Below are 26,041 nucleotides of genomic sequence, written 5' to 3'. Positions count from 1 at the left end.
GCTCACCGGTCGGCTAGCCGCACACCCGAAGGAGAAGCAAGCATGGTCCAGTGGCCCGTCTACACCGGCACGGCCGAGCCGCACGACGGCATCGACGCGCTGCCCGCCCCGCCGCCCTGGCGGGCCTTCGACGGCGGCGGCGACAGCCCTCTCGCCCCGCCGGCCGGGCCCGCGGAGGGCGCTTCCCCGGACCGCACGCACCGCGCCGAGACGTACCGGCCCACCGAGCAGTCGGTGCAGCTGGTCAACGCGGCCCTGTTCCTGCGCCGCCCGCTGCTCGTGACCGGCCCGCCCGGCAGCGGCAAGTCGTCCCTGGCGTACGCGGTGGCACGGGAGTTGAGGCTCGGCCCGGTCCTGCGCTGGAACATCACCAGCCGGTCCACCCTGGCCGACGGGCTCTACCAGTACGACCCGCTGTCCCGCCTGTACGCGGCCGGGCGCGCCGCCGCCCAGGACCTGCCGTCGGGCGGCGAACTCCAGGACCATCTGCGCCTCGGCCCGCTCGGCACCTCCCTGCTCCCGTACGGCAGGCCCCGCGTCCTGCTCATCGACGAGATCGACAAGAGCGATCTCGACCTGCCCAACGACCTGTTGAACATCCTGGAGGAGGGCCAGTACGAGATCCCGGAGCTGCTGCGCGCCGCCCGCACCACGCCCGAGGCGCATGTGCTGGTCGACGGCGGCGACGAGCGGGTACCCGTGACGGGCGGCCGGGTGCGCTGTCACGCCTTCCCGTTCGTGGTCCTGACCAGCAACGGCGAGCGGGAGTTCCCGCCCGCGTTCCTGCGCCGCTGCGTCACGCTGCGGCTGCGGCAGCCGGACGCGGGCCATCTGGAGTCGATCGTCCGCGCCCACCTGGGCGAGCCGGACGCGTACGCCCGCACGCTGATCGCCCGCTTCCTGGAGCGCGGCACCAGCGGTGAACTCGCCACCGACCAGCTCCTCAACGCGATCTACCTGACCGGCGCTTCGGGCCTCGCGGCGGACTCGCGCGACGAGCTCGCCGAGCAGCTCATGCCGTATCTGAGCCGTCTCGCGGGCGGCGGGGACGGGCACGGCGGGGGCGGCGGCGCGCAGGAGCCCGATGCGTTCTGACCCGGCGGGCACACCCGGCACACCCGGCACGCCCGGCACACCTGGCACACCTGGCACACCTGGCACCCCCGATACCCCCGACACCCCCGACACCCCGGTCACCCGCCTCGCGGACCTGCTGGCCGAGGCGGGTGAGGCGGGTGCGTCGGGTGAGGCGGGTGCGTCGGGTGCGTCGGCGCGCCCCGGACCGCGCGAGCTGGCCGAACTGCTGTGGCTGGCACAGCAGTTGGGGGGCGCTGCGGGGGAAGGTGCCGTCGAGGAGCTGCCGCTCCCCGCACCGGAGAACCGGCCCCACCAGGACGGCCCCGCGGCCGCGCCCGCCGCACCCGCTCCCGCCCCGCCGCCCGAGTCCTCCCCTCCTGCTCCCCCGCCCCCGCCGCCTTCCGGCCCGGCGTCCGGCGAGGACGAGCGCGTCCCCCTGCACCTCCCGGCCCACCCGTCCGCATCGGCCCCCGGGACCGGCGGGCACCGCACGCTGCACGTTCCGGCGCCCCCGATGCTCGCGCGCCCCCTGACGCTGCAACGCGCCCTGCGCCCGCTGAAGCGCACCGTGCCCGCGCCCACCGGGCACGTCCTCGACGAGCAGGCCACCGCCCACCGCATCGCCACGCTCGGCGGCCACCCCGCCTGGTGGCTGCCGGTGCTCCGCCCGGCGGCCGAGCGCTGGCTGCGCCTTGAGCTGGTGTACGACACGGGCCCGACGATGCCGGTCTGGCGACCGCTCGTGCGCGAACTGCGGGACGCGATCGCCCAGTCGGGCATCTTCCGCACGGTGAGCGTGCACCGGGCGGGCCCGGACGGCCGGGTCCGGTACGCGGGCGCACCGGCGCCCGCCGACGGCCGTACGGTCACCCTCCTCGTCAGCGACTGCATGGGCCCGCAGTGGCGTCCCGGCCCGGCGGGTTCCCGCTGGTACGGGCAGTTGCGGCGCTGGGCCGAGCGGATGCCGCTCGCGGTGGTGCAGCCCCTGCCGGAACGCCTGTGGCGCACCACGGCCCTCCCGACGACCCCGGGCCTGCTCACGGCCCCCGCCCCCGCGGCCCCGAACGCGGCCTTGACCTTCGAGTCGTACGACGGGGAGACCGGGCCGTCCGGCAGAGACTTGCCCATGGACGACTGGGACACCGGCGGCTCGTCGAGCGTGCTGCCGCCCCTTGCGGAACGCCCGTGGCACACCGACACCGCCCTGCCGACGACCCTCGCCCTGCACGCGGCCCCGGCCTCGGCATCCCCGAGCGCACCCTTGGACTTCGACGCGTACCTCAGGGACATGCTCGGCCCGTCCGGTGCCGGTGCGCTGCTGCCGCTTCCGGTTCTGGAACCGGTCGCGTCCTGGCTCGGACACTGGGCGGAGCTGGTGGCCGATCCGGGCGGCCGCCAACTGCCGGGCGCGGTGGGCTGGTTGGGTCCACGCCCGACCGCCTCGCATCAGTCCGGGCCTCCATCGGCCGACCGCCTCACCCCCGCCGACCTGATCCTCCGCTTCCGCTCCCACGCCTCCCCCGAGGCCTTCCGGCTCGCCGGGCACCTGGCCGTGGGCCGCCCCGAACTCCCGGTGATGCGCCTGGTCCAGGCGGCCATCGAGCCCGACCCGCAGCCCCAGCACCTCGCCGAGGTCGTCCTCAGCGGCCTCCTCCACACACCCCCTTCGGCGGCGCCCGGCGCGTACGTCTTCCGCCCCGGCGTACGGGAACTCCTCCTCGGCACGCTGCCGCGCTCGGCGCAGGGCCGTACGGAACAACTCCTGGAGCGCGTGGGCGAGTTGATCGACGCCCGCGCCGGGGTCACGGCCCCCGAGTTCACGGCGACCACCCCGGGCGGCGACGAACCGGCCCCGGCGGACGGCCCGATCGCCACAGTGACCGGGAGGACCGCCGAACTCCTGGGCGCGCGGGCCGCGTCCTCCCTCGTCGGCGGCCGCTACCGCCTCGGCCCGGCCCTCGGCCGCAACGGCAAGTACTGGTCGGCCGTGGACGAGCAGACCGGCGACCGGGTCGTCCTCCGCCTCGCCGACACCGACCTCGGCGGCTGGCCGGGCGCGCTCCCCGAACACCCCAACCTGGTCCGGGTGGTGAACGTCGGCGAGCACGAGGGCCGCCCGTACATGGCGGTGGAGTACGTCGACGGGCCGAACCTCGCCTCGTACCGCACCCATGCGCAGGAGGCGCAGGACATGGCGTCCGGCCTGATCGACGCGGTGACGACGCTGCACGAGGCGGGCGTGGTGCACGGCCGCCTCGTCGCCGAGAACATCCTGGTCGCACCGGACGGCACCCCGAAGATCAGCGGCTTCGCCCTGCACCGCCGCCCGCGTGCGAGCCGGGAGGGTGATCTGCGGGCGCTGGGGCAGATCCTGATGAACCTGGCGTACGCGCAACGCTGGGACTCCGACGTCGAGCTCCCGTTGCCGTTCCGGCAGCTCCTGGGCGACCTGGAGTCGGGCCTCGGCCAGATCTGGCCGGCCCGCCTGCCGTGGCCGTACCGGCCGCTGGGTCCGCTGGGGTTGAGCGGGGCCATGTGGCGGGCCCGGCATCAGGAGAGCGGGGAGGAGGTGGTGATCCAGCACTTTCCGGGGGTGGATGCCGGGGATCCGGTCTTCGCCCACACCGCCGACCGGCTCACCGCTCTCCGTCACGACAACGTCGTACGGGTCCTCGACCGGGGCGTCACGGACCAGGGGGCGTACCTGGTCACGGAGCGGGTCGAGGGGGTGACCCTGCGGGAGCTGCTCGCCGAGGCTCCTCCCGGCGGCCTGCCCGCCCGACAGTTCCTGCACCTCGCCGGACAACTCGCCCTCGCCGTCCGGGACCTGCACGCCGAGGATCTCCCGCACGGCGACCTCACGGCCACCCACATCCTCATCGGCGCCGAGGACCGCCTGGTGCTCTGCGGCTTCGCGCCTCTGGCGGAGGACGAGAGCATGCGGGACGACCTGCGCATGCTGGGCGAGCATGTGCAGGCGATGGCGACCGGGCTCGCTCCCTCGGGCGACGCGGTGCGGGCGGACGACCTTCTCTCCCTGCCCGAGTCGTGGCGCCCCGCCCTCGCCAGGATCCTGGACCACCTGCGGTTCGGCCTGCACAACCAGGCAACGGCGGCGGCCCACTCGCTCGTGACCCTCTCCGGTCGCCCCCTCCCGCCGGGCCGCCCTCCACGGCTCTACCGCCTCTTCGGCCCGGCGCGGTACGAGGAGGGCGGGCGAGTGACGGCCGTGGGCTTGCCGGGCTCTCCGGAGAGTGCCGTGTTCTCCGCGCTGGTCCTCGACCACGAAGAGCCTGTCGCGTTCCAGGAAGAGATGCGCGAGGCGGCGGAGTTCGTACGGGGCGAACTGGGCCCCGATGTGGTGGGGGCGGGCGAGGACGGTCAGCTGTTCCTCCGGTTCCTGGAGGGTGACACCACGGACATGCTGCGCATGGAGCAGCTGACCGCGGAAGCCCGTCTCGCCTGCGAACAGAACCGCACGTCCGATGGCCTGCGCCTGGCGGAGGAAGCTCTCGCCCTCATGGACGGCGAGCCACTGCCCGGAGTGCCGGGCGCCCGCGCCGCCGAGGTACGCGCCCGCATCGGCGAGATGGAGCTGAAGCTCCGCCTCACCCTGGCCGAACTCAACTACGCCGAAGGCGACTTCCAGCTCACCCTCGACGGCGCGGCGGAGATCTTGCGTGAGCGGCCCGGCCACGAAGGAGCTGTCCGCCTGCACAGCAGCGCCCTGCACCGTCTGGGCCCCCGTGCGAGGGCCCGTACCACGCACCAGAAGTTCAAGCAGTTGGGCGCCCACGAGGCGAGCCTGCTGGTCGAGTTCGCCACACCGCCCGAGGACCCGCAGGTGCACGCGGCCGTCGGGACGCTGCTCAGGAATGCCTTCGAGGAGAACCTCCCTGAGCCGGGACACTTCGAGCTGCGCCCCACGGCGAACGGCTATGAGGCAGCCGTCACGGCTGTCGAGCCCGACTCGTATCTCCTCAACCTGGCCGTTCGCACCCTCGGCACTGTCCACCGCCGCGTCCCCCGCACCCCTCCTCTCCGTGCCCTCCTGGGGGTACGTCCGGACGACATCAACGACGTCTGGGACGAGCAGGTCCGAGCCCCCCTGGCCCTGGCCCTCTCCCCCGAGCTGTACGACAGCCTGGTGGTACGGGCCCGACTCGCGGACGTACGTCTCTTCCGACAGCTGACGTCGAACCGCAGCATCGGCTCGCTCGCCTGGTACTGCACCTGGCACGCCCCCGAACTCGCCACTCGCCGCGAGCGGCACACCTTCACCTGGCCCAGCTCGGACGCGGCCTGGCCGTTCACCGCGCAGGTCGAGTTCACCTGGGGCTTCCCGGGTCCGCAGTACCCCGACGGCCGTGAGACCGAGGAGTTGATGGAGGCCTTCCGGGACGCCGCCTCCCGCATCACCCGCCAATACTCCCCCGACGCCACCACCGCCGCACTCCACCAACTCCGCAACGAACTGCGCTCCCCCAGGTCGCCCCGCGTCACCGCCCAGCACGGCATCCTCAGCCTGACCGGGCGGCCCGGCCCACGCGCGGGCGGGAGCCTGCTCGCCGACACGACCACCGTCCTGATCGGCTTCGAAGGCCCCCTGGCCCGGCTGTACTCACCCAGATCCGCCACCGCCGCCGCCCAGGAGCTGGCCCGGCTGATCACCGAACTACGGGACGTGGAAGAGGTGTTGCGCGGGGATCCGGTCGCGTCTCGCCTCGCAGAGGTCGGCGTGCACCCGCTGGACGTCCTGCGTACGTACGCCAGGCATCCCATCGGCCTCGACCTGGCCCGGCGTCTCGACACGATCGAGGGGAGAGCCTCGGCGCGCCCCGACCCCGCAGGGCAACGGCTGCTGCACACGCTGCTCGACTCGGAGCGGAGCATCCGCATCGTCTCCGACACCTCGGAGGGCACCCTGCGCGACTGGCTGTGGCGCAACCCCCTCCACGTGCCCGACGGCGTCTTCGGCCGCACCGACGACCTGAGCAAGCTCATGCCCGACCCCGACCCGCTGCGCCGCGCCCTCGGAGACACACCGCCCGAGCAGGCCGTGCTCATCGCTTCCTCCCCCGCCGAACACGAAGCCGCCCGAGCGATCGGCCTCCCCGTCATCGGCTACGCGTACGACCAGACGGTCCGCCGCAGGCTGCGCGACCTCGGCTGTGAAGTGATCGTCGACAACCTCGACGACCTGACGGCGGGGCTCCGCCAGGAGTGACCCCCTGACGAAGCCCCGCCCGGCCAGGGCTACTTGACGCCCACCCCCCGAACGATCTCCTGCTTCACGGACCCGCCCCGGTCGTCCTCGGCAGAGGCCCGCAGCGAGATGAACGATGCGTCACGCGGCACCCGCAACGTGCCCTTCCACGAGGCGCCGGACCCGCTCAGCGCGACCCGCTCCCAGGAAGCCCCGTCGTCGTACGACACCTCAAGCGACCCCCGAACGATGCGCCCCGTGTCCGAAGCCCCCTCCACGTACTCCGCGAACAGCCCCACAGGAACCCGGCCACCCGCACGGACATCACCCCGCAGATCCGTCTCCAAGTCGAAGCCGAGGTTGAGCATCGGCAGGAACGTGTAGCGGTCCGAGGGGGTTTCCGAGGAGCGGAAGGTCCACTCGGCGTGGCCCTTCGTCGCGAGGCGCCAGCGGTCGGGGTCGCTTGTGGTGTCCGTGACGACCTTGAACTCCTGCTCGTGCGGGCCCACGTCCCAGGCGTACGCGCCGGAGCTGGTGGCCTCGTCGACCAGTTCCCCTTCCACGTACACCTTCGTCTGCTGCGTCAGCCCGGACGACTCGTCCCACACGTTGCCGAAGCCCGTGTGGTCCGGGCCCGAGTCGCCCCAGCCGGGGACGTTGAAGCGGAGGTCGTTGCCGTTGCGCTGCTGGCCCCAGCCGAGGCCGGTGCCGAGCCACGGGTGCAGAACCGGCTTGAACCAGTCGAGCTCGGTGCTGCTGCCGCCCTTGTACGCGGGCGTGCCCGAGCGCTGCTCGATGGCGTCGGGGCCGTTGGTGACCGACTCGTGCCAGCGCTGGCCCGGCCCGGTGGAGACATAGTCCGTGCGCTCGGCCGGGAAGTCGATCCTCTCGGGGAAGCCGAAGCCGATGGGGAAGTTCTCGCTGATGGAGTAGCGGAACTCCCCGCCGGGCGCGGGCTTCGTCGCGTGGAACTTGCTCTGGATACGGGCCAGTTCACGCTTCCCCGGCTCATACGTCAGGTCCTCGTCCGGGACGCCGCCGGGGTGCCCTTCGGAGAGGTCGTAGACGTACGGCGTGTTGCGGGTGCCGTCGACGGTGACGCTGCGGCCGTCCTGCGCGGCAGCGCGGAGCCGGGCGCCGTCCGCCGCGTCGACCGTGCCGACGGTCAGGGCGCGGTCCTCGCCCGCCGCCGTGCCGAACCAGCCCATCAGGCGGCCGGGCGCGTCGTCCGTGACGAACAGCGCCTTCGCGCCCGCGTCCTGCGCGGCCTGCGCCAACTGCTCGGGCTCCACAGCCCCGTCGGCGCGGACGACGGCGGCCTTGCCGCGCACGTCCTTGCCCTCGTACGCGGCCGGTGTGCCGTCGCCCGCGTCGACGACGGTGAGGCGCGACTCGCCGTCGGGGAGCGTCGAGCCGGGCTGCGCGGTGACCTCGCGGAGCCGCTTGCCGCCCGCCTCGACGGAGAGCAGCGGCTTGCCGAGCCGCCACACGGTGCGGTACTCGAAGGTGCCCGCGTCGACCTTCCCGGTGGGTGCGGCGAAGACCGAGTCGTACGTCATCGGGACCTGTGCGACGCCGCCGAAGCCGGTGCCGGCCGCGTCGTGCATGTACTCCATGACGAGCTGCCGGGTCTCGGTGCGCTGGTCCACGCGGGCGTCGACCTGCCGCAACTCGCGGCCGTCCAGGGTGACTTCACGGTCCCGGTCGAGCTTCACCTCGGGCGCGGCGAGGAAGCCGAGGCCGAGCGAGTCCTTGCCGTGGGCGCCGCGCACGTCGAGGAAGGTGTTCAGGGAGTACGTGCCGGGCTTCAGGCGCAACCGCACAGTGCCGGAGTCGCCGACGAACTCCTGGCCCGGTTCGGCGCCCTCGGCGAGCCGCAGCAGGTTGAGCCGGGTGGCGGCCGGTTTGCCGTCGCGGTCCTTGACGTGGACGGTGAGCGTGTACCGCTCCTCCTCCTTGACCAACCCGAACGCGGTGTGCGCGACCTGCTTCCCGTCGGCCTCGGCGACGATCCGGCCGCCGGTGGTGCCGACCGCCGCCTTCGTACCGTCGCCGGTGACGGTGGTCTGCGCGGTGGAGTGCGCGGGCACGGTCAGCGTCGAGTCGGCGAGGCTGACGACCCCGTCCGGGGCGCCCTGCGCGGACAGCTTCAACTCCACGTCCGTGTCGGAGGAGTTGGTGTACGTGAGGGTCCTGGTCACCGGCTTGTTCGCGTCGTACGGCCAGCTGTGGAAGCCCAGGTCGGCACTGCCCGTGGCGGTGATCTGCGCGCCGATCGCGGCGGGCACGCTGACCCGTCCGGCGCCCAGGTCGTACGGCGAGTCGGTCAGGGTCTTCGCGCTGGACATCAGCGCGTCCTTGAGCTGGAGCGCACTCCAGTCGGGGTGCTTCTCGGCGAGCAGGGCGGCGGCGCCCGCGATGTGCGGGGTGGCCATCGACGTACCGCTCATCGAGGTGTAGAGGCCGCTGCCCTCGGCGAGCCCGGAGCGGGCGGCGAGGATCTCCACGCCCGGTGCCGACAGGTCGGGCTTGAGGGCCTGGTCGCCGTAGCGGGGGCCCTTGCTGGTGAAGACCGCGGCCCGGTCGTCCGCGTCGACGGCGCCCACGGTGAGGGCGGAGTCGGCGGCGCCGGGCGAGCCGATGGAGCCGGGGGCGCCGGAGTTGCCCGCGGCGACGACGAAGAGGGCGCCGGTCTCCTCGGTGAGGGTGTTCACGGCCTGCGCCATCGGGTCCGTGCCGTCGCTGGGCTCCCGCGAACCGAGGCTCATGGACACGATCTTGGCGTCCACGTCCTTCGCGGCCCACTCCATCCCGGCGATGATCTGCGACTCGGTGCCGGAACCCTCGTCGCTGAGCACCTTGCCGACGGCGAGCTCCGCGCCGGGTGCGACGCCCTTCTCCTTGCCGTCGCTGCCCGCGCCGCTGCCGCCGACGGTGGAGGTGACATGGGTGCCGTGGCCGTCCTTGTCGGCGACCTCCTGACCCTCGATGAAACTCTTCGACGCGGCGATCCGCCCCGCGAGGTCCGGGTGCTCGGCGTCCACGCCGGTGTCCAGGACCGCGACCTTCACGCCCTTGCCGGTGATGCCCGCCTCCCAGGCCTCCGGCGAGCCGATCTGGGCGTTGGACTCGGCGAGTTCGGCCTCGACCCGGCCGTCCAGCCAGACCTTGCCGATACCGCCGGCGAAGCCCTTCGCGCTCTTGCCGGAGGTCAACGCCCGCCAGAACTCGGCGTTCCGCTCGGCCTCCACGGCCACGCCGTCCACGCTCGGCAGCGCGCGCACCTTGTCGGTCCCCTTCGGCGCCGCGGCCGTACGGGCCCCCTTGCCGTAGGTCACGATGAGCGGCAGCCCCGCCTTGCCCGTCAGCCCCTGGTCCATCAGTCCGGTGACGTCGAAGAGCCGCGGGTCGAGGCGGCCGGCGCGCAGATGCGGGGCGGCCTCGTCGGGTACGACGGTGATGCGCCCGCTCTTCGAGGTCTGCGTGCGGACGGCCCCGGTCGCGCCCCGCGGCCGCTCCACGGCGACGGCCTTCCTGCCGCCCCCGAGGTCGGTGACGGTCACCTGGTCGCCGGTGACGAGGGTGACGGTACGGGCCGCGGCGGCCGCCTGCGTCCGGGCCTGCGAGGGTGCGCTCGCCTCGGGCCCGGCGGCGCTCGCCTGGCCCGCGGGCAGCAGCGCGAGCGCGAGCCCGGCGACGAGCAGTCGGGGTCTGCGCCCGGAAGGTGCGGCTCTGGTCATGGTGGGTCGCCCTCTCCTCAACCGTCCCGGACGGGGATGGCGCCCGGGTGCTGCGACGAGTCTCAGGGCCCTTGCGGCGCAGGTGAGTTGACAAAACCGGGCGGAAATCCGCCATGGCACCTTCTTGCCAGGGGGGTTTGCGGGGGTAAGTGCTCGTACATACGACCTGTCGACTTTCGCCCTCACCCGCCGGAGGAGCTGGACGGGGCCCCGACAGGGGCGCGGGGCTGTGACACTTGCGGCTCCGCCGCGGGGCGCAACCAGCCACGACGGCGCGAAAGCCGAACGACGGCCCCGGGGCGGCAGCCCCGAAAGGGGCGCGGGGAACTGCGCGACCAGCCACGACGGCGAAGCAGCCAAACGACGGCCCGGGGCGGCAGCCCCGAAGGGGCGGGGCGGCAGCCCCGAAGGGGGCCCGGGGGCGGCACCCCCGAGCCGCACACCTACGGCCGCGGCGACCGCGCATCGTACCGAGCAAACCCCCGCCACTTCAGCGCCAACACGCCGACGGCGAAAGCGCACGCCAACCCACCCCCGGTAACGACAAGTTGAGGCGAGGTCAGATCGGCCACCGCCCCAGCGAGGAAATCCCCGAGGCGCGGCCCGCCCGCGACCACCACGATGAACACGCCCTGGAGCCGCCCCCGCATCTCGTCGGGCGTGGCCGCCTGCAGCATCGTCGACCGGAACACCATCGACACCGAGTCCGAGAACCCGGCGACGGCGAGGAAGAACATGCCGAGCCACAGGTTCCGGGTGAGGCCGAAGACGGCGATCGCCACGCCCCACGAGGCCACCGCGATCAGGATCGCGAGCCCGTGCCGCCGGATCCGCCCCTGCCATCCGGAGAACACCGCGCCGAGCAGCGCGCCCACGGCGGGCGCGGCGACAAGGAGACCGGTGGTGCGCGCGTCACCGCCGAACCACAGGACGGCCACGGCAGGGAACAGGGCGCGCGGGTGGGCGAGGACCATGGCGCACATGTCGGTGAAGAACGTCATCCGCACGTTGGGCCGGGTCGCGAGGAACCGCAGCCCGTCCACGACGGAGGCCCGCTTGGCGGCGCCCGCCGCCCGGTCCGGCTTCATCGACGGCAGCCGCCACATCGCGTACAGGGCGACGCTGAACGCGACGGCGTCGATCAGATACGCGGCCTGGTAGCCCCAGAATCCGACGACGAGTCCGCCGAGCATCGGCCCGAACATGGTGCCGGACGTGCTCGTCATCGTGTTGAGGGCGTTGGCGGCGGGCAGCTGCTCGGGCGGCAGGAGCCGGGGGATCATCGCGGAGCGGGCCGGCAGGTTGAGCGCCACGCACACCGCCTGCAGCGCGACGATCGAGTAGAGCAGCCACAGCTCGTGGAACCCGGCGAGGGCCGCACCCGCGAGCAGGAAGCTGAGCAGACAGAGCCCGGCCGCGCTGCCGAGGCCGAGCTTGCGACGGTCCACGGTGTCGGCGACGGCCCCGCCGTACAGGCCGAAGACGACGAGCGGTACGAGCGAGAAGAGACCGACCAGGCCGACGGCGAGGCTGGAGCGGGTGAGGTCGTACACCTGGAGCGAGATCGCCAGCGCGGTCATGGCCTGGCCCAGCCAGGAGACGGTGCTGCCGATCCAGATCCGCCGGTAGTCGGCGGAGGTCCGCAGCGGCGTGAGGTCCGCGAGGACCCGCCGTTTCGGTCGCCCGGTGCCGGTCGCGGCGGCGGACTCCCCCGGGGTGTCCGCTATGTCCTTCGGCTCACTGTCCTCTTGGGTCTCGCTGGTCACAGGGGATGCTAACGCGCACCCCGGCCCGGTCTCCCGGGAGTTTCAGCACCGCCCCCGGTAGGCGATCCTCGGCAGCGGCGCCGGGTCCGGGCTGAGCGCGCGGTTGCGCAGATACGCGAGGGCCGCGTCCACCCGCGCCGAGCGCAGCGACTCGCGCCCCGGCACCAGCATCCGCATCTCGTCGGCGGCGGCCGCGAAGTCGCCCGAGCCGAGCCGCTGATGGGCCAGCTCGATCCGGATGAGCGCGCGGGAGCGCAGTTCCGCGGGCCCCCGCAGGGACAGGGAGAGTTCGAGCGCGGACACGGACCGGCGCAGGTCGCCCTCGGCCCGGTGCATGCGCGCCACCTGGTAGAGCAGCGCGCTGAGCGAGTACGAGCCGTTCTCGTCGTCGTCGCCCCGGTCGATCCAGTACTCCGCGCCGTCCATGTCCTTGACGGCGCCGGGCCCGTCCCCGGTCACGGCGCGGGTGACCGAGCGCTGGGTGAGCAGGAACGCGCGGGTTCCGGCGCCCGCCCCGTCGAAGCCCTGGTCCACGGCGGCCTCGGCGAGCGCCAACGCCTCGGTCGTACGGCCCAGTTCGAGGGCGATCACGCTCATGTCGCGCAGCGCGGCGGCCCGCAGCACCGGCCGGCCCGCCTCTGCGGCGAGCGCGGCGGACAGTTCGAGGGCGCGCTGTGCGGCGCCGTGGCCGAGGTCGTCGGCCCAGGCCCGGCCGAGCATCCGGCAGAGCCGGGCGGCCTCGGCCCGGTCGGCCCCGGAGAGCTCGCCGACGACGAGTTCCCGCACGGCCCGGCCCCCGCTGCGTTCGAGCAGGTCGAGCGCGGTGCGGACCACGGCCCCGGCCCGCCCGCCGTACGCCTCGTCCACCGGGCAGGCGTCCGGCTCCGTCCCCGCGCCCGGGTCCCCGTCCGCGTCCGCGCCCCCGCCTTCGCCCGGCCGCCCGGTGCCGACGGCTCCCGGCACCGGCAACCCCGGTGCGCGGTAGGGCAGTTCACGCAGCCGTTTGACCTGCCTCGGGTCGCGGTGTTCGAGGACGAGGTCGGCGAGCTCCCGCCGGGCGGCCCCGGGGCGGCCCCACGCGCACCCCGCCCCGCCCGCGTCCACCGCGCTCCCGAAGCCGCTCAGCCCGCCCGCGTCCGCCGCGTCACGGGGCCCGCGCTGCAGGGGCATCCGCCGCGCGCCCGCGGCCCGCACCCCGCCGCGCACGAGCCGCATCGCCGCATCACTCCCGTACGTCCCGGTCCCGTACGCCCCACCGCCGTACGCCGGACCCGGCTCCGCACCCGTGAGGTCGCCGCGCGCCGCGCCGACCGCTCCGAACCCCAGCTCCTCCACGGTGACCAGACGTCCGAGCCGCTTCGCGAAGGCGCGTACGAGCAGGTCGCGGGCGGAGGGCCTGGGCCGTGTCCCGGCCAGCCAGTGCGAGACGTTGGACCGGTCGTACGAGACCCGGACCCCGGCCTGCCGGCCGGCCGCGTTCACGGCCCTGGCCAGTTCGGCCCCGTTCCACTCGGCCTCTTCCAGGCGTTCCCGCAGACGGTCGTTGGGTGTTCTCCGCGCGCCCATGGCCGCGCCCCTCCTCTAGTACAAGCACGGGCCGTGTCGGCACGGCCCGGTGGCGGTCCCGCCCCGCTCCCCATGATCGGCGAGGCGGGACCGCTCCCCTTTTCTCTCCCCCCAGGACCCGACCGCCGCCCCCACGACAGCGGTCGAAGCCCCGGCCCGGCCGGTCGCACGCACCGGGCGACGGCCCGGCCGGGAGGTGCCTTCCGAGCACCGAGAGGGAGATTTCCATTCGCACCGTGACCGCAACAACACAGCATGTGACGGACTTTCAACATCAACGGCCAGAAAGCGACGGACTGTAAACGCTTTCCCCAAGGGATGACCGGCCGCCGCCAGAACGGTCACGTACGCGAATGGCTGAAGAGCAACGCCTGCCAAGAGCACCTGCCGCACCGTTGCGAGCGGAACCACCCGTACAGAGGCACCCCGCCCGGCCCCCCTCAACGCGCGGGAACCGCCCGACCGCCGGACGATGCCAGGAGACAACCACCAGTTCTGGTCTTGCGCTCTCGGGAGGAACTGCCATGACCGTCAGCCTCGAGCATCTGCATCGCTGCCACTTCGGCGTCGATCTGGGCGCCGCCCGCACCCGTGTGTACGTGAAGGGCGCGGGCCTCGTCGTCGACGAGCCGAGCGTCGCCGCCGTCAACACCAAGACGGGCGCGCTGATCGCGGTCGGCGAGCTCGCGGAGCGCATGACGGGCCGTACACCGGACTACATCCGGGTGGTCCGCCCGGTCTCCGGCGGCACCGTCGTCGACATCGACATGGCGCAGCGGATGCTCAGCCACCTGCTCGACGACAAGCTGCGCCGCACCCTGCGCCGCAAGCCCCGGCTGCGCGCGGCGGCCTGCGTACCGCACGACGCCGACCCGCTCGCGCAGCGCGCGGCCACCGAGACGCTGATCGGCCTCGGCGCGCGCCGGGTGGAGCTCGTGGACACGCTGATCGCGGCGGCGGTCGGCTGCGGACTTCCCGTGGAGCAGCCCGAGGCCACCATGATCCTGGTGTGCGGGGCGGCCACGACGCAGGTCGCGGTCCTCTCGATGGGCGCGATCGTGACGGCCCAGCGGATCCCGGTCGGCGGCGACGCCATCGACAACGCGATCGTCCAACACCTGCGCCACCAGCACGAGTTGATGCTGCCGAGCCAGTCGGTGCGCCCGCTGCAACTGGCGCTCAGCGGAAACGGCCTCACCACCCAGGGCCCGGAGTCCACCGAGATCCACGGCCGTGACGTCGCCACCGGCCTGGCCCGCTCGGTCCACGTCCAGACCGCCGCCGTCCGCGAGGCCATCCACACCCCGCTCACCGCCGTGCTCGACGGCCTCGGCAAGGTCCTCCGCAACTGCCCGCCCGACCTGGTCGCCGACCTCGCCGACCGGGGCATCATGATGGTCGGCGGCAGCGCCCTGCTCCCCGGCCTCGACCAGATGCTGCGTACGGCGACGGGGATGCCGGTGCACATCGCGGAGCGCCCCGACACCTGCGCGGTGCGCGGCCTCGGCGAGATGATCGAGGGCAAGATCTCGCCGCTGCGCCTCGACCCGCTCGCCGAGTAGGACCCCCGGTGTCCATGTCCCTGCAGCTCGTCGGCGCCCTGCTGATCCTGGCGTCGTTCGTGCTCGCCCAGACGGGCAGCCTGGCCTTCGGCTCGGCCCGCTATCTGTGGCTGAACTTCATCGGCTCCTCGCTCCTCGCCATCGACGCGGTGGCCGAGGAGCAGTGGGGTTTCGCCCTGCTCGAGGGCGCCTGGGGCCTGTACTCGCTGCTCGGTCTGGTGGACTGGGCCCGTGGACGCCCGGTGACCGGCAGGGAACCGGTGAGCGGCAGGGAACCGGTGAGCGGCAGGGAATCCGTATAGCCGGGCGGTGACCGGAAGGGACGGGCATGGCAGCGGACTCGGGCGGCGCCGGGCAGCCCGCAGGAGCTACCCGCGACGCGGCGGTGGAGCGGGAGCCGCTGCTCCTGGAGGCGGTCGTCGGCGTCGGCGCGGACCTCGAACTGCGCGCCACCCTCCAGCACTTGGTGGAAGCGGCGACCCGCCTCACGGACGCGCGGTACGGCGCGCTCGGCGTCGTGGACCCGGACCGCAGCGAAGGCCCCCGGCTCACCGAGCTGTTCACGGTCGGCATGGACGAGGCGGCCAGGGCCCGCATCGGCCGCCTGCCCTGCGGCGACAAGGGCCTGCTCGGCGTGCTGATCCGCGACCCGCGCCCCCTGCGCGTCGACGATCTGACGGCCGACCCGCGCTCCTGCGGCATGCCGCAGGACCATCCCCCGATGCACAGCTTCATCGGCGTACCCGTGCTCGTACGCGACGAGGTGTTCGGCAACCTCTACCTGACCGAGAAGCGCGGCGGGCCGTTCACGGCGGAGGACGAGCGGCTGATCCGGATCCTCGCCGCACAGGCCGGTATCGCGATCGGCAACGCGCTGCTCTTCGAGAACGCCCGGCAGCGCGAGCGCTGGATCGAGGGCGCGGCGGCGGTCACCACGGCCCTGCTCAGCGGCGCCCGCAGCGACGACCCGCTGCTGGTGGTGGCCGAACAGGCCCGCCTGCTCGCCGATGCCGCCGCCGGCGTGATCCTGCAGCCCACCGAGGAGGGCGGCATGGAGATCGTCACGGCGTCCACGCACGGCGACCCGGCCGCCCTGGTCGGCACCACGATCACCCCGGGCAGCCCGGTCCTTGAGCAACTCCTCGGCGGCGAGCCGGTGTTCGTCGGCGACTCGGCGACGGACCCGCGGATGACCACCCCGGTCAGCAGCCGCTTCGGCCCGAGCATGCTGCTTCCGCTGCAGAGCGGCGGCCGCCTGATCGGCACCCTGGCCCTGCCCCGCAGCCGCGGCACGCGCGGCTACACGCCGGTGGAGCGGCAGCTCGCCACGCAGTTCGCCTCGCAGGCCGCGCTGGCCCTGGTCCTCGCGGACGCCCGGCGCGGCCGTGAGCGGCTCGCCGTGTTCGAGGACCGCGACCGGATCGCCCGCGACCTCCACGACCTCGTGGTCCAGCGCCTCTTCGCCACCGGCATGATGCTGGAGTCCACCCAGCGCAGGGCCGGCGCCCCGGAGGTGGACACGGCCATCGGCAGGGCGGTCGACGAACTGGAGTCGACCATCCAGGAGGTGCGTACGGCGATCTTCGCCCTCCAGCAGCCGCCCGCGGACGCCCCGACGAGCCTGCGCGGCAAGGTCCTCAAGGAGGCCGCGGGCGCGGCGGCACTCCTCGGCGTGACGCCCTCGACCCAGTTCAAGGGCGCCGTCGACAGTCGCGTCCAGGAGCCCGTCGCCGGCCAGCTGCTCGCCGCGCTGCGCCACGCGCTGGCCGCCACGTCCCGCCGCTCCGCGGTGTCCGAGATCCGCGTGACGGTCGACGCGGACGCCCAACTCCCGGACGGCCGCCCGGGGTTGCGCCTGACGGTGTACGACGACGGCGGCGGGGAAGGCACGACGGCCGCGTCCCAGTGGCCGCTCTGACCACGCCGAGATGAACTCTCGGCTGCCGCGTTCCGGAAGCCCTCCGGAAGGTTGACGCGCGTAGCGGAGCGGCCCCACTCTTGGGGGCGGCCGCCGCCCGGGCGGTGGCGGTCGTTCCCCTCGGGTTCGACGGTCGGGAGGCCGACATGCTCAGACGCACGGCACGTACGCTCGGGTTATTTGTCATGGCCATGGCTTGCGCGGTCCTCGGTGTGAGCGCCACCGCCGGCACCGCCCAGGCCGACAGCTGCTACAGCTGGAACCGCACCCTGTCCCAGGGCGCCTCCGGCAGCGACGTCACGCAGCTCCAGATCCGCGTCGCCGGCTGGGTCACCTCCGGCGAACGCCTCTCGTACGACGGCCAGTACGGCGCCCGCACCGCCGCCGCCGTCAAGAAGTTCCAGTCCGCGTACGGCCTGCCAGCGGACGGCGTCGCCGGCTCCGCCACGTTCAACAAGATCTACGCCCTCCAGGACGCGGACTGCACACCGGTCCACTTCACCTACGCCGAGCTCAACAAGTGCAACTCGGACTGGTCCGGCGGCGCCGTCTCGGCGGCCACCGCCAAGGCGAACGCCCTGAAGACCATGTGGAAACTGGAGGCGATGCGGCACGCCCTCGGCGACGTACCGATCACGATCTCCAGCGGCTTCCGCTCGAAGTCCTGCAACAGCGCCGTCGGCGGCTCCCCGACCAGCCGCCACCTCTACGGCGACGCCGCCGACCTGACCGGCTCGCCCAGCCTCTGCCGCCTGGCACAGCAGTCGAGGACCCACGGCTTCTCGGAGATCCTCGGCCCGGGCTACCCCGGCCACAACGACCACACGCATGTGGCGTTCGACCCGAGCCCGTACTGGTCGGCCCCCAATTGCGGCATCTGAACACGCCAGTGGGCGTGGACCGTCCGGCCCACGCCCACTGTGCACGGCCGAAGTGCCGTACCCCGCGCAGTTCTTGCGTCTACGCGACCGCTGCTAACCCTTGCCCGGTCCTCCGCGCTTGTTGCTGAGCCGGACGGTGACGCCCTTGGACGCGTTCTCCTTGGTGAGCTTGTGCGGCCCGCTCACCGGCTTCGCCGGCAGCTGGTAGCCGTCGGGCACGTCCGTCTCCTGGAGGTAGTACGAGCCGAGCTTCAGGTCCTTGAAGTCGCAGCGGCCGCGCGTGTCCGTGGCGCAGCCCCTTCCGATCCTGGTGTCCTTGCCCGATCCCGAGGTCTGCAGCCCGGTACGGCCGTTGCTCTCGCGCCACAGCTGGAACACCACACCCTGCAGCGGCTTCTTGGTCTTCTTGTCGACCTTGATGACGTGCAGCTTCCCCTTCGGCTTCGGCTTCGGGGGTGTCTTGCGGTGGTTGGCGGCCTTGACCGTCACACCCTTCTCGCGGTTGTCCTTGGTGAGCTTGAGCGGCCCGAGGACGGCCGGCGAGGGGAGCTTGTACCCGGCGGGCGCTTTGGTCTCGCGCCAGTAGTACGTGCCGATCGGCACGGTGCGGCGGCAGACACCCCGGCCGTCGGTGGTGCAGGTGTCGCCCACGCGGGTGTCGGGGTTCATGCCCTTGGTCTGGAGTCCGGCGGTGTCGTTGGTCTCCCGCCACAGCTCGAAGACGGCACCGGCCAGAGGCTTCCCGGTCTTCTGGTCGGTCTTGACGACCTTGACGGGACCGCGCTTCTTCTTGGGCTTGTCATGGGGCTTGTCATGGGGCTTGGGGTGAGGCTTGTGGTGGGGCTTTTGCTTGTGGTGGGGCTTTTGCTCGTGCGGGTTCAGGGCGCCGCCGAGGTAGTCGCGGGGGTCGACGCTGACGGGCGGATACGTGTCCGGGCAGTAGCCCGGCACACAGAGGCCGTCCTCGCCGGTCATCGGGGCGGCCTCGACGGCGGACGGGCGCTGTTCTGCGGGCTTGGCGTGCGCCGTCGCCGCCGTGAGGGGCGTGCACAGCAGGGCAAGGGCACCGGCCGTGGCGGCGGTGAACTGTGCGGAGAGGTGCAGCCGGGACCTGCCCGACAAGGCTTCCTTGGGGCGTGAGAGTGACCACATGCCGTCAGGAGACACCTCGCGCGCACGCGAACTCGGCTTTCGGCCAGGCGGCGCGTGCTCTGTCATCCGAACGACCCAGCCCAGCCGAAGGTGCGAGACCTCGCACGATCTGTCCGTTGCAGACTGAAGATCCCACTTGACCCCATTGCCGTGTCTACGGGTCTGTCGCGCCGTTGGACGAGACGCGTGGCCGTCTTCCCCACGGCCAATTCACTGTCCAAGGAGTACTTGATGTCTCGCATCGCGAAGGCCGTGGCCGTCCTCGCCGGCACGGGTGCCGTCGCCCTGAGCGGGGCCGGCATTGCCGTCGCCGACTCGGGCGCGAGCGGCGCGGCTGTCGGTTCGCCCGGTGTCGCCTCCGGCAACCAGGCCCAGGTCCCGGTCCACGTGCCGGTCAACCTGTGCGGCAACACCGTCAACGTGATCGCCCTGCTCAACCCCGCCTTCGGCAACACCTGCGTGAACGCCGACGGCGAGGAGAACGGCGGCGGCAACGGCAACGGCAACGGCAACGGCGACCACGGCAAGGGCTACGGCGGCAAGGGCTACGGCCGCTGAGCCTCCGTACCGCGAAGTCCCCTCGGCCTGCGGGCCGAGGGGACTTTGTCATTGGTACCGGTAGATCCGGCGGTGATCGAGCATCCGCTCGGGTTCCACACCCCAGGGCCCCATGGGCTCGCCCCGTGCCGCCACCCGCCGAAACTGCGGATCACCTGGCGGTGGAGGGCTGCTCGGCTCGTATCCGGCCCGGGGATTGCGCTGCTGCCAGCGGGACCAGAGCAGGTCGACGTACGAGTGGTGCAGCCAGAAGATCGGGTCGTTGACCGAGGCGCCTCCGAGCATGAGCCCTCCGACCCACCGGTGCACACGGTTGTGGATCAGGAATCGGGTGTCGCCGCGCCCCGGCCCCCAGCCCTCCAGCGCGTTGCGGAATCCGGAGCGGCTCGTGGAGTTCCAGGGCGCGACGTCATACGTCTTCTCCCGCATCACACGGTCCAATTGGGCCCTGGTGGGCAGTGACAGGGGATCTCCGGGGCGGCCCAGGTCCCGGGCCAGAAAGCGGTCCTCGGTCATGGCGTACCGCACGCGCCAGCGCCCCTCGGAGTAGGCGAAAGGCCCGTTCATGACCTGGAGGTCACGCCGGCGCCCGCTGCCGCCCATGAAGTCGGAATTCCACACGCCCGAAGAGGGCCTGCGGTCCCGGGTCCAATTCCAGTACGGCACGGTCACCGACGAGTCGATCCGGCGCAGCGCGCGCTCGAATTCGAGCAGGAACTTCCGGTGCCAGGGCAGGAAGGTCGGCGCCATATGTGCGAGCCGGAGGCGGTCTTCACCGTCGGACACGTAGTAGTCGATGTGCACGCGGACGAATTCGTCGTATTCCCCGGACCGTTTGAGATCCAGTACCGCGTTGACGAACCTTCGGCGCTCGGTCTTGCTCAGATCGCGTACATCTTTACGCGTGTAGGTCATGCGTGCTCCCTTCCCCACCGCTGCCGTGCGCTGCGGCGTAGCGGCTCAGTCGAGCGGATCCCAGCACGTCAACTGCCGCGCGGGCAGCGGAGATCGGCGTAGGGCAGGACTGATAGTGGTCGATCGGAGTGACGTATCCACCATCGGCGCAGCGCATGAGGTGAAGTGGGCGTCGATCGATGAGCAGGTGCGGAACATCTCCGGATCCGGCGACCACTTGGATCCGACGCCCCCGGTACCACTCATCGAATTCAAGACTCGTACCACTGCCCTTGTCCGGCACAGCCCCGTGATGGGAATCGCGTACGGCGAGGAATGCGGCGGGAAGTGCGACCAGGGAACGGACGAGCACACGGCGCGAGGGCATCATGAGCAACTCCTGTCGTCGAGACGAGAATGCTAATCGGAGCGCGTCACGGAGAACGGAAGGCGTTCATCTGGCGATTCGCGCAGGAAGCTGGAGTACACGCCCGCGTATCCCAGGCTGAGGGTTTCCCGGTCCACTCGGACCTCTCGGTCCTGCAAGGGCCGTACGAGCTCGTCGGCGGCGTCCATCAGGGGGAAGAGGTCGCATCCGTGCTCCCAGCCCATCAGGTCGGCCACCGCGATGAATGCCTCGAGCGGGCAGTTTCCGGCTCCGGCTCCCTGGCCCGCCAGCGACGCGTCGACGCGCGTACAGCCGTTCTCCACCGCGGCGACGGAGTTGGCTACTCCGAGGGCGAGGTTGTGGTGAGCGTGGATGCCGAGTTCGGTGGTGGAGTCGAGGGTGTCACGGTAGGCGCGGAAGCGGTCGCGTACCCGGTCCATGGTCAGTCGGCCGCCGGAGTCGGTTTGGCGTCGGTGACGGCCTCGATCCACTCCCAGTCGGTGTGGGCACCGATGCCGTAGTTGATGCTCGATCCGGACAGTCCGTCACCGTGGGCGATCTCGATGGCGGAGACGCCCGCGGAGTCCAGGGCTGCGGCGATGGCGCGGGCCTGCTCGACGGTGTAGCGGTGTCGGACGGCGTGCATGCCGTCCCGCAGGGTCACGTCCTGGATGTACAGGGGGCTGATGGGGGCGTGCGTGGTCGCGGTGGTGGTCATCGGGCTGATTCCTCGCTGGTGCGGTGTGCGGCCATGCGTTCCGCCGTGCGCAGCGCGGCCGACGTCATGATGTCGAGGTTGCCCGCGTAGGCCGGGAGGTAGTGGGCGGCGCCCTCGACCTCGAGGAAGACCGCGACTTTCAGCGCGTCGTCGGCGAGTTCGGCGGGCACGAGGGAGCGGAGGGGATCGTCCCGCCGCACGCCATCGAACTGAACCTTCTGCTTGAGGCGGTAGCCGGGCACGTACGCCTGGACGCGTCCGACCATGTCCTCGACAGAGGCGGTGACGGCCTCCTCGTCGCAGTCGGAGACCAGGCAGTGCAAGGTGTCGCGCATGATCAGCGGCGGCTCGGCGGGGTTGAGGATGATGATCGCCTTGCCGCGTGCGGCGCCTCCGACCTGCTGGATCGCAGAGGAGGTGGTTTCTGTGAACTCATCGATGTTCGCCCGGGTTCCGGGGCCGGCCGAGCGGGAGGAGAGGGAGGCGACGATTTCCCCGTAGTGCACGGGGGTGACCGCGTTGACCGCGGCCACGATCGAGGATCGTGGCCTGGCCGCCGCAGGTGACCTTGTTGACGTTCGGGGCGCCGAGGTGGGCTTCGCCGTTGACGGGGGGGGCACGACGTAAGGGCCGAGGGCGGCGGGTGTGAGGTCGATCAGGGTGCGGCCGATGCGCGCAGCACTTCCTCGTGGAGCTGGTGGGCGCGGGCGGAGGTGGCGTCGAAGACGATCTCCACGTCCGCGAACTCGTCCATCGTCACAAGACCGTTGATGCCGTTGTGGGTGGTGGCCACGTTGAGACGGCGCCCGCGGGCCAGGCCGTCCGAGGCGGGGTCGATGCCGGCGATCGCCGCGATCTCCAGGTTCTCGGACAGCCGCAGCACCTTGATCACGAGGTCGGTGCCGATGTTGCCCGAACCGATGATCGCCACTTTCGTCGTGTCAGACATGGGCGCTCTCCTCGGTGATGGAGAAGAACTCGGCGGCGTTCGCGCCGAGCAGGAGGGCGCGGTCGGCGTCGCTCAGGGAGGCACAGTCCCGGATCGCCGATCCGGGCTGCTGTTCCCCGAGGGGGAAGGGGAAGTCGGTGCCCAGCATCACCCGGTCCGGGCCCATCACCTCGACGAGCAGCCGTAGGGCGCGGGGGTCGAAGACGGCGGAGTCGACGTAGAAGCGCCGTACGTACGCTGACGGCGGCTTGGGGGAGTCGGCGCGGACGATGTCTCGGTGGTGCCAGGCGTTGTCGGCCCGGCCGAGCAGGAACGCGAAGCTGCCGCCGCCGTGACAGAAACACAGCTTCAAGGACTCGGGGAGCCGCTCGAACGCGCCCGCGAGAGCCATGCCGAGGATCGTGAGCTGGGTCTCCGCGGGCATGCCGACCAGCCACTGCAGCATGTGGGGCCGCGTGCGCTCACCTCCGGGCATGTCCCAGGGGTGCACGAGAACCGGCATTCCTTCGTCCGCGCAGTGGGTGAGGAAGGCGATGATGTCCGCGTCCGCCAAGGACCGGTCACCGACGTGGTTGCCGATGTGGACGCCGCGGTGTCCGGCGGCAGCGGCCTTGGAGACCGTCTCGCAGGCCCGCTGCAGATCCTGCAGCGGGACCTGGCACAGCGGCAGCAGCCGGTGGGGGGCCGGCGAGCAGTAGTCGAGAATGCGGTCGTTGACCAGCTCGCACCACTCCGCCGCGCGGGCGGGGTCGGCGTCGTAGCCGAACATCAGAGGAGCGGAGGAGACGGCCTGTACGTCGACGCCGAGCGTGTCCATCGCGGCCAGCCGCTGCTGTGGGTCCCACAACGGCCCGGTGACGGGGCGGTACTCCTGGGTGCCGCTCATCATCATCCCGGTGCCGTCGCGGTGGACGCGCAGCCACGGCCCGTCGGCGCCGGTGAGGATGCGGCTCTCGGATTCGGATATGCGGGGGAAGACGTGTGCGTGGACGTCGATGACAGACAAGAAGGTCTCCGTTGGTGAGGTCAGGCGCGGGTCTGCGTGCGCGGGCGCATCGCCTCGGGCCACTGCCGGCCCGGGTGGACGGAACCGCAGTGCGGGCAGGTGCGGTCGCTGTCGTAGAAGGCCTCGAAGACGGGTGGCAGGTCGTCGACGATGGAGGCGACCTGGAGCTGCGAACGGTGCACTAGGTGGTGACAGTTGACGCAGTACCACTCGAAGGCGTCCTGCTGGCCCTCTGGTCGGGCGAACTCGACGACGAGGCCGATGCTTCCGGGTTCCGGGCGCTGTGGGGAGTGCCTGACGTGCGGCGGGAGCAGGAAGACGTCGCCCTCGTTGATCTGGACGTCGACCGGGGGCGCGCCTTCTTCTTCCATGACGCGGAGCACCATGTTGCCGCGGAGCTGGTAGAAGAACTCCTCGAGAGGGTCGTCGTGGAAGTCGGTGCGCTGGTTGGGGCCGCCGACCACGGTGACCATCAGGTGGGCGTCCTGCCAGATCTGCACGTTGCCGACCGGGGGCCTCAGCAGTTCCTGATGGTCATCGATCCACCGGTTGAAGTTGAACGGCAAGTCGTTCGTCATCTTCGGCAGGTTCATGGGGTGCTCCTCAGAACGTGGCGAGGGGGATGTGGGCGACGCACGCGATCTCCAGGAGCAGGTGCGGGTGCGGAAGCTGGTGGACGGCGACGGTGGTGCGGGCCGGTCCGGTCTCGTCGAAGTACTCGGCGTAGACCTCGTTGTATCCACCGAAGTCGTTCATGTTGACCAGGTACGCCGAGACGTTGACGACGTCGGACAGGTCCCCGCCGGCGGCGTGCAGCAGGTCGCGGATGTTCTCGATGACGGCGCGGCTCTGCTCGCGGATGTCGAGGCTTGTGGTGCCCATGGCGTCGGCCTGTGCGCCGGCGATCGTGCCGTCCGGCCGGCGGGAGCTGGTCCCGGAGACGTAGACAAGGTCACCGGCGCGCTTCAGGTGCGGAAATCGTCCACGAGGCCGCGCCTTGCCCTCGACCAGGAGGCCCGGATCGTTGCTCATCGGGTCGTCACCTCCGCCGTCCCCAGGCCCGCTGCGGTGATCTGCACGTGCGCCGTGCGGGGCAGCGGCAGGGCTGCTGTGGCCGCGCCGGCAAGCACCAGGAATCCGGGTTCCAGTACGACACCCGCCTCGCCCGCGAGCCTGGCTGCGGCGGTGAGGGAGCGCAGGGGGTGTCCGAGGATGGCCGCCGATGATCCGGTGGCCACCGGGCGGCCGTTGATCTCCACGGTGAGGCCGAGGTTGCCGAGGTCGAAGTCGTCCGGGTTGTGCCAGGGGGCGATGCCGAAATGGGCCGCCGAGGCGTTGTCGGCGATGACGTCGGGCAGGGTGAACCGGAAGCCTTCGTAACGGGAGTCGAGTACCTCGTACGCGACGGCCACCCCGGCGACCGCGCGGGCCGCTTCGGCGGGGCTGATCCGGCCGGACAGCGGGCGCCCGAGGAGAAAGGCGATCTCGGGTTCGATGCGGGGGTGGATGAGGTTCCCGGTGTCGAGGATGCCGCCGTCCTCGACCAGCATGGCGTCCGTGAGCAAGCCCCAGATGACGTCGTCGACGCCCATCTGGGCCATCTTGGCGCGGCTGGTGAAGCCCATCTTGACGCCGACGAGGGACTCGCCGCGCTCCCGCCTGCGGTCGACTCCTTCCCGCTGGACGGCGTAGGCGGTGGCGACGTCGAGCGGTGCGGTGTCGGTGAGCCGGTCGGTGGTGCGGCCGGCGCGGGTGGCGGCGTCCAGGGTCCCGGCGAGTGCCGCGATGTCGGGTTGGTTCATCTCATGCCTCCTCGGTGTCGGACGCGAACGCGACGCGGACGTCGCCGAGTCCGTCGATGCGGGCCTGCAGCACGTCGCCCGGCGCCACGGGCACCATCGGGCCGAGCGCACCGGTGAGTACGGTGTCGCCCGCGCGCAGCGGGCGGCCCATGCGGACGAGGGTGTCGGCCAGCCACAGGGCGGCCGTCAGGGGATGGCCGAGGCAGGCGGAGCCCGCTCCGGTGGAGACCTGTTCGCCTTGGCGCTGCAGGACCATGCCGGCCAGCCGCAGGTCGACGTCGCGCAGCGGCACCGGGCGGGTGCCGAGGACATACAGGCCTGAGGAGGCGTTGTCCGCGACGGTGTCGGTGATGGTGATGTCCCAGTCGCGGATCCGGCTGCCGCACACTTCGACCGCGGGCAGCGCGAACGCGGTGGCGCGGAGCAAGTCGGCGATCGTGTGCCGTTCGTGGGTGAGGTCGGCGTCGAGGACGAGGGCGACCTCAGCCTCGGCCCTGGCCTCCTGTACGGCGCCCGCGGGGATCTCGGCACCGTCGGGGACGGCCATGTCGGCGTAGAGCATGCCGAAGTCAGGTGTGTCGACGCCGAGTTGACGCTGCACGGCGGGGGAGGTCAGTCCGATCTTGCGGCCGGTGAGCCGGCGTCCCTGGGTGAGCCAGTGCTCGGTCAGCCGGTCCTGGACGGTGTAGGCGGTGTCGATGTCGTCGATGAGGTCGCGAACCGGCGCACAGGGGGTTCCGGAGGCGTGGGCTTCGAGCAGCCGGGCCGCGGCGGCGTCCACGGCGGGGGCGGTTCGGGGCAGATTGCTGTGGGTTGGTGCTGTCGAGGTGTCGATCACGGAGTCTCACTCCTCTTTCT

The 26,041-nt window shown here is 72.1% G+C and carries 20 protein-coding genes and 1 pseudogene; 7 read left to right on the top strand and 14 right to left on the bottom strand.

The window, feature by feature from the left end; all coding sequences use genetic code 11:
• Positions 1–42: 42 nt before the first annotated feature.
• Together RCO28_RS01590 and RCO28_RS01585 are read left to right on the top strand one after the other, a co-directional pair.
• The gene (locus tag RCO28_RS01590; RefSeq protein WP_308939067.1) at positions 43–1,095 is read left to right on the top strand and encodes a MoxR family ATPase; all 1,053 of its coding nucleotides are present in this window, start codon (positions 43–45) and stop codon (positions 1,093–1,095) included.
• Entirely contained in the window at positions 1,085–6,304 is a 5,220-nt protein-coding gene (locus tag RCO28_RS01585) for an SAV_2336 N-terminal domain-related protein (protein WP_308939066.1), read from the top strand. The genes RCO28_RS01590 and RCO28_RS01585 overlap by 11 nt, the downstream gene beginning before the upstream one ends.
• A gap of 29 nt (positions 6,305–6,333) precedes the next feature.
• On the opposite strand, the gene RCO28_RS01580 is transcribed toward RCO28_RS01585, so the two are convergent.
• The 3 genes from RCO28_RS01580 to RCO28_RS01570 form a co-directional block, all read right to left on the bottom strand.
• A complete protein-coding gene (locus RCO28_RS01580) occupies positions 6,334–10,023 on the bottom strand; it encodes a S8 family serine peptidase (protein WP_308939065.1) in 3,690 nt (1,229 codons plus the stop codon).
• Positions 10,024–10,466: 443 nt separating this feature from the next.
• Positions 10,467–11,789 (bottom strand): MFS transporter, encoded by a 1,323-nt coding sequence (locus RCO28_RS01575; RefSeq protein WP_374991072.1) that lies wholly within the window; start codon positions 11,787–11,789, stop codon positions 10,467–10,469.
• Positions 11,790–11,831: 42 nt separating this feature from the next.
• A complete protein-coding gene (locus tag RCO28_RS01570; RefSeq protein ID WP_308939064.1) occupies positions 11,832–13,355 on the bottom strand; it encodes a hypothetical protein in 1,524 nt (507 codons plus the stop codon).
• A gap of 524 nt (positions 13,356–13,879) precedes the next feature.
• Here RCO28_RS01570 and RCO28_RS01565 point away from each other — a divergent pair.
• The 4 genes from RCO28_RS01565 to RCO28_RS01550 all read left to right on the top strand — a co-directional run bounded on the left by RCO28_RS01565 (position 13,880) and on the right by RCO28_RS01550 (position 17,716).
• A complete protein-coding gene (locus RCO28_RS01565; RefSeq protein ID WP_308939063.1) occupies positions 13,880–14,917 on the top strand; it encodes a rod shape-determining protein in 1,038 nt (345 codons plus the stop codon).
• 14 nt (positions 14,918–14,931) lie between these two features.
• Positions 14,932–15,219: a hypothetical protein gene (locus tag RCO28_RS01560; protein WP_308939062.1), complete on the top strand. Its 288-nt coding sequence runs from the start codon at positions 14,932–14,934 to the stop codon at positions 15,217–15,219.
• Positions 15,220–15,245: 26 nt separating this feature from the next.
• The gene (locus tag RCO28_RS01555) at positions 15,246–16,835 is read left to right on the top strand and encodes a GAF domain-containing protein (protein ID WP_308939061.1); all 1,590 of its coding nucleotides are present in this window, start codon (positions 15,246–15,248) and stop codon (positions 16,833–16,835) included.
• Positions 16,836–16,981: 146 nt separating this feature from the next.
• On the top strand, positions 16,982–17,716 hold the full coding sequence (locus tag RCO28_RS01550) for a D-Ala-D-Ala carboxypeptidase family metallohydrolase (RefSeq protein WP_308939060.1): 735 nt from the start codon (positions 16,982–16,984) through the stop codon (positions 17,714–17,716).
• Positions 17,717–17,809: 93 nt separating this feature from the next.
• Here RCO28_RS01550 and RCO28_RS01545 read toward each other — a convergent pair whose 3' ends face one another.
• Positions 17,810–18,868 carry a SpaA isopeptide-forming pilin-related protein gene (locus tag RCO28_RS01545; protein WP_308939059.1) on the bottom strand — a complete coding sequence of 353 codons (1,059 nt, stop codon included), beginning with the start codon at positions 18,866–18,868 and terminating at the stop codon, positions 17,810–17,812.
• 231 nt (positions 18,869–19,099) lie between these two features.
• Here RCO28_RS01545 and RCO28_RS01540 point away from each other — a divergent pair, with 231 nt between their 5' ends.
• Positions 19,100–19,426 carry a chaplin gene (locus RCO28_RS01540; protein ID WP_308939058.1) on the top strand — a complete coding sequence of 109 codons (327 nt, stop codon included), beginning with the start codon at positions 19,100–19,102 and terminating at the stop codon, positions 19,424–19,426.
• A 48-nt stretch (positions 19,427–19,474) separates the two neighbouring features.
• Here the strand turns inward: RCO28_RS01540 and RCO28_RS01535 are convergent, their stop codons facing one another.
• The 10 genes and pseudogenes from RCO28_RS01535 to RCO28_RS01490 all read right to left on the bottom strand — a co-directional run bounded on the left by RCO28_RS01535 (position 19,475) and on the right by RCO28_RS01490 (position 26,021).
• Positions 19,475–20,341, bottom strand: a complete 867-nt coding sequence (locus RCO28_RS01535) for a tyrosinase family protein (RefSeq protein ID WP_308939057.1) — start codon at positions 20,339–20,341, stop codon at positions 19,475–19,477.
• Positions 20,325–20,708, bottom strand: coding sequence for a tyrosinase family oxidase copper chaperone (locus tag RCO28_RS01530; protein ID WP_308939658.1), 384 nt, complete (start codon positions 20,706–20,708; stop codon positions 20,325–20,327). Before RCO28_RS01530 ends, RCO28_RS01535 begins: the two co-directional genes overlap by 17 nt.
• 74 nt (positions 20,709–20,782) lie before the next feature.
• Positions 20,783–21,426, bottom strand: a pseudogene (locus RCO28_RS01525) (hypothetical protein); the annotation flags it as partial.
• Positions 21,423–22,046, bottom strand: a complete 624-nt coding sequence (locus RCO28_RS01520; protein WP_308939056.1) for an acetaldehyde dehydrogenase family protein — start codon at positions 22,044–22,046, stop codon at positions 21,423–21,425. The pseudogene RCO28_RS01525 and the gene RCO28_RS01520, both read right to left, overlap by 4 nt.
• Positions 22,047–22,081: 35 nt before the next feature.
• The gene (locus RCO28_RS01515) at positions 22,082–22,375 is read right to left on the bottom strand and encodes a hypothetical protein (protein WP_308939055.1); all 294 of its coding nucleotides are present in this window, start codon (positions 22,373–22,375) and stop codon (positions 22,082–22,084) included.
• Positions 22,368–23,381, bottom strand: coding sequence for an amidohydrolase family protein (locus RCO28_RS01510; protein ID WP_308939054.1), 1,014 nt, complete (start codon positions 23,379–23,381; stop codon positions 22,368–22,370). Before RCO28_RS01510 ends, RCO28_RS01515 begins: the two co-directional genes overlap by 8 nt.
• Positions 23,382–23,401: 20 nt before the next feature.
• Positions 23,402–23,974 carry a 3-hydroxyanthranilate 3,4-dioxygenase gene (locus RCO28_RS01505; RefSeq protein WP_308939053.1) on the bottom strand — a complete coding sequence of 191 codons (573 nt, stop codon included), beginning with the start codon at positions 23,972–23,974 and terminating at the stop codon, positions 23,402–23,404.
• A gap of 10 nt (positions 23,975–23,984) precedes the next feature.
• On the bottom strand, positions 23,985–24,413 hold the full coding sequence (locus RCO28_RS01500) for a RidA family protein (protein ID WP_308939052.1): 429 nt from the start codon (positions 24,411–24,413) through the stop codon (positions 23,985–23,987).
• Positions 24,410–25,183, bottom strand: a complete 774-nt coding sequence (locus RCO28_RS01495; protein WP_308939051.1) for a fumarylacetoacetate hydrolase family protein — start codon at positions 25,181–25,183, stop codon at positions 24,410–24,412. The genes RCO28_RS01500 and RCO28_RS01495 overlap by 4 nt, the downstream gene beginning before the upstream one ends.
• 1 nt (position 25,184) lies before the next feature.
• Entirely contained in the window at positions 25,185–26,021 is an 837-nt protein-coding gene (locus RCO28_RS01490; protein ID WP_374991071.1) for a 2-keto-4-pentenoate hydratase, read from the bottom strand.
• Positions 26,022–26,041: the final 20 nt, after the last annotated feature.

Origin of the sequence: Streptomyces sp. LHD-70, assembly GCF_031157275.1 — a bacterium.
Lineage (GTDB): Bacteria > Actinomycetota > Actinomycetes > Streptomycetales > Streptomycetaceae > Streptomyces.
The sequence above is the reverse complement of the archived record's forward strand: the minus strand, read 5'-3'. Positions and strand labels throughout refer to the sequence as shown.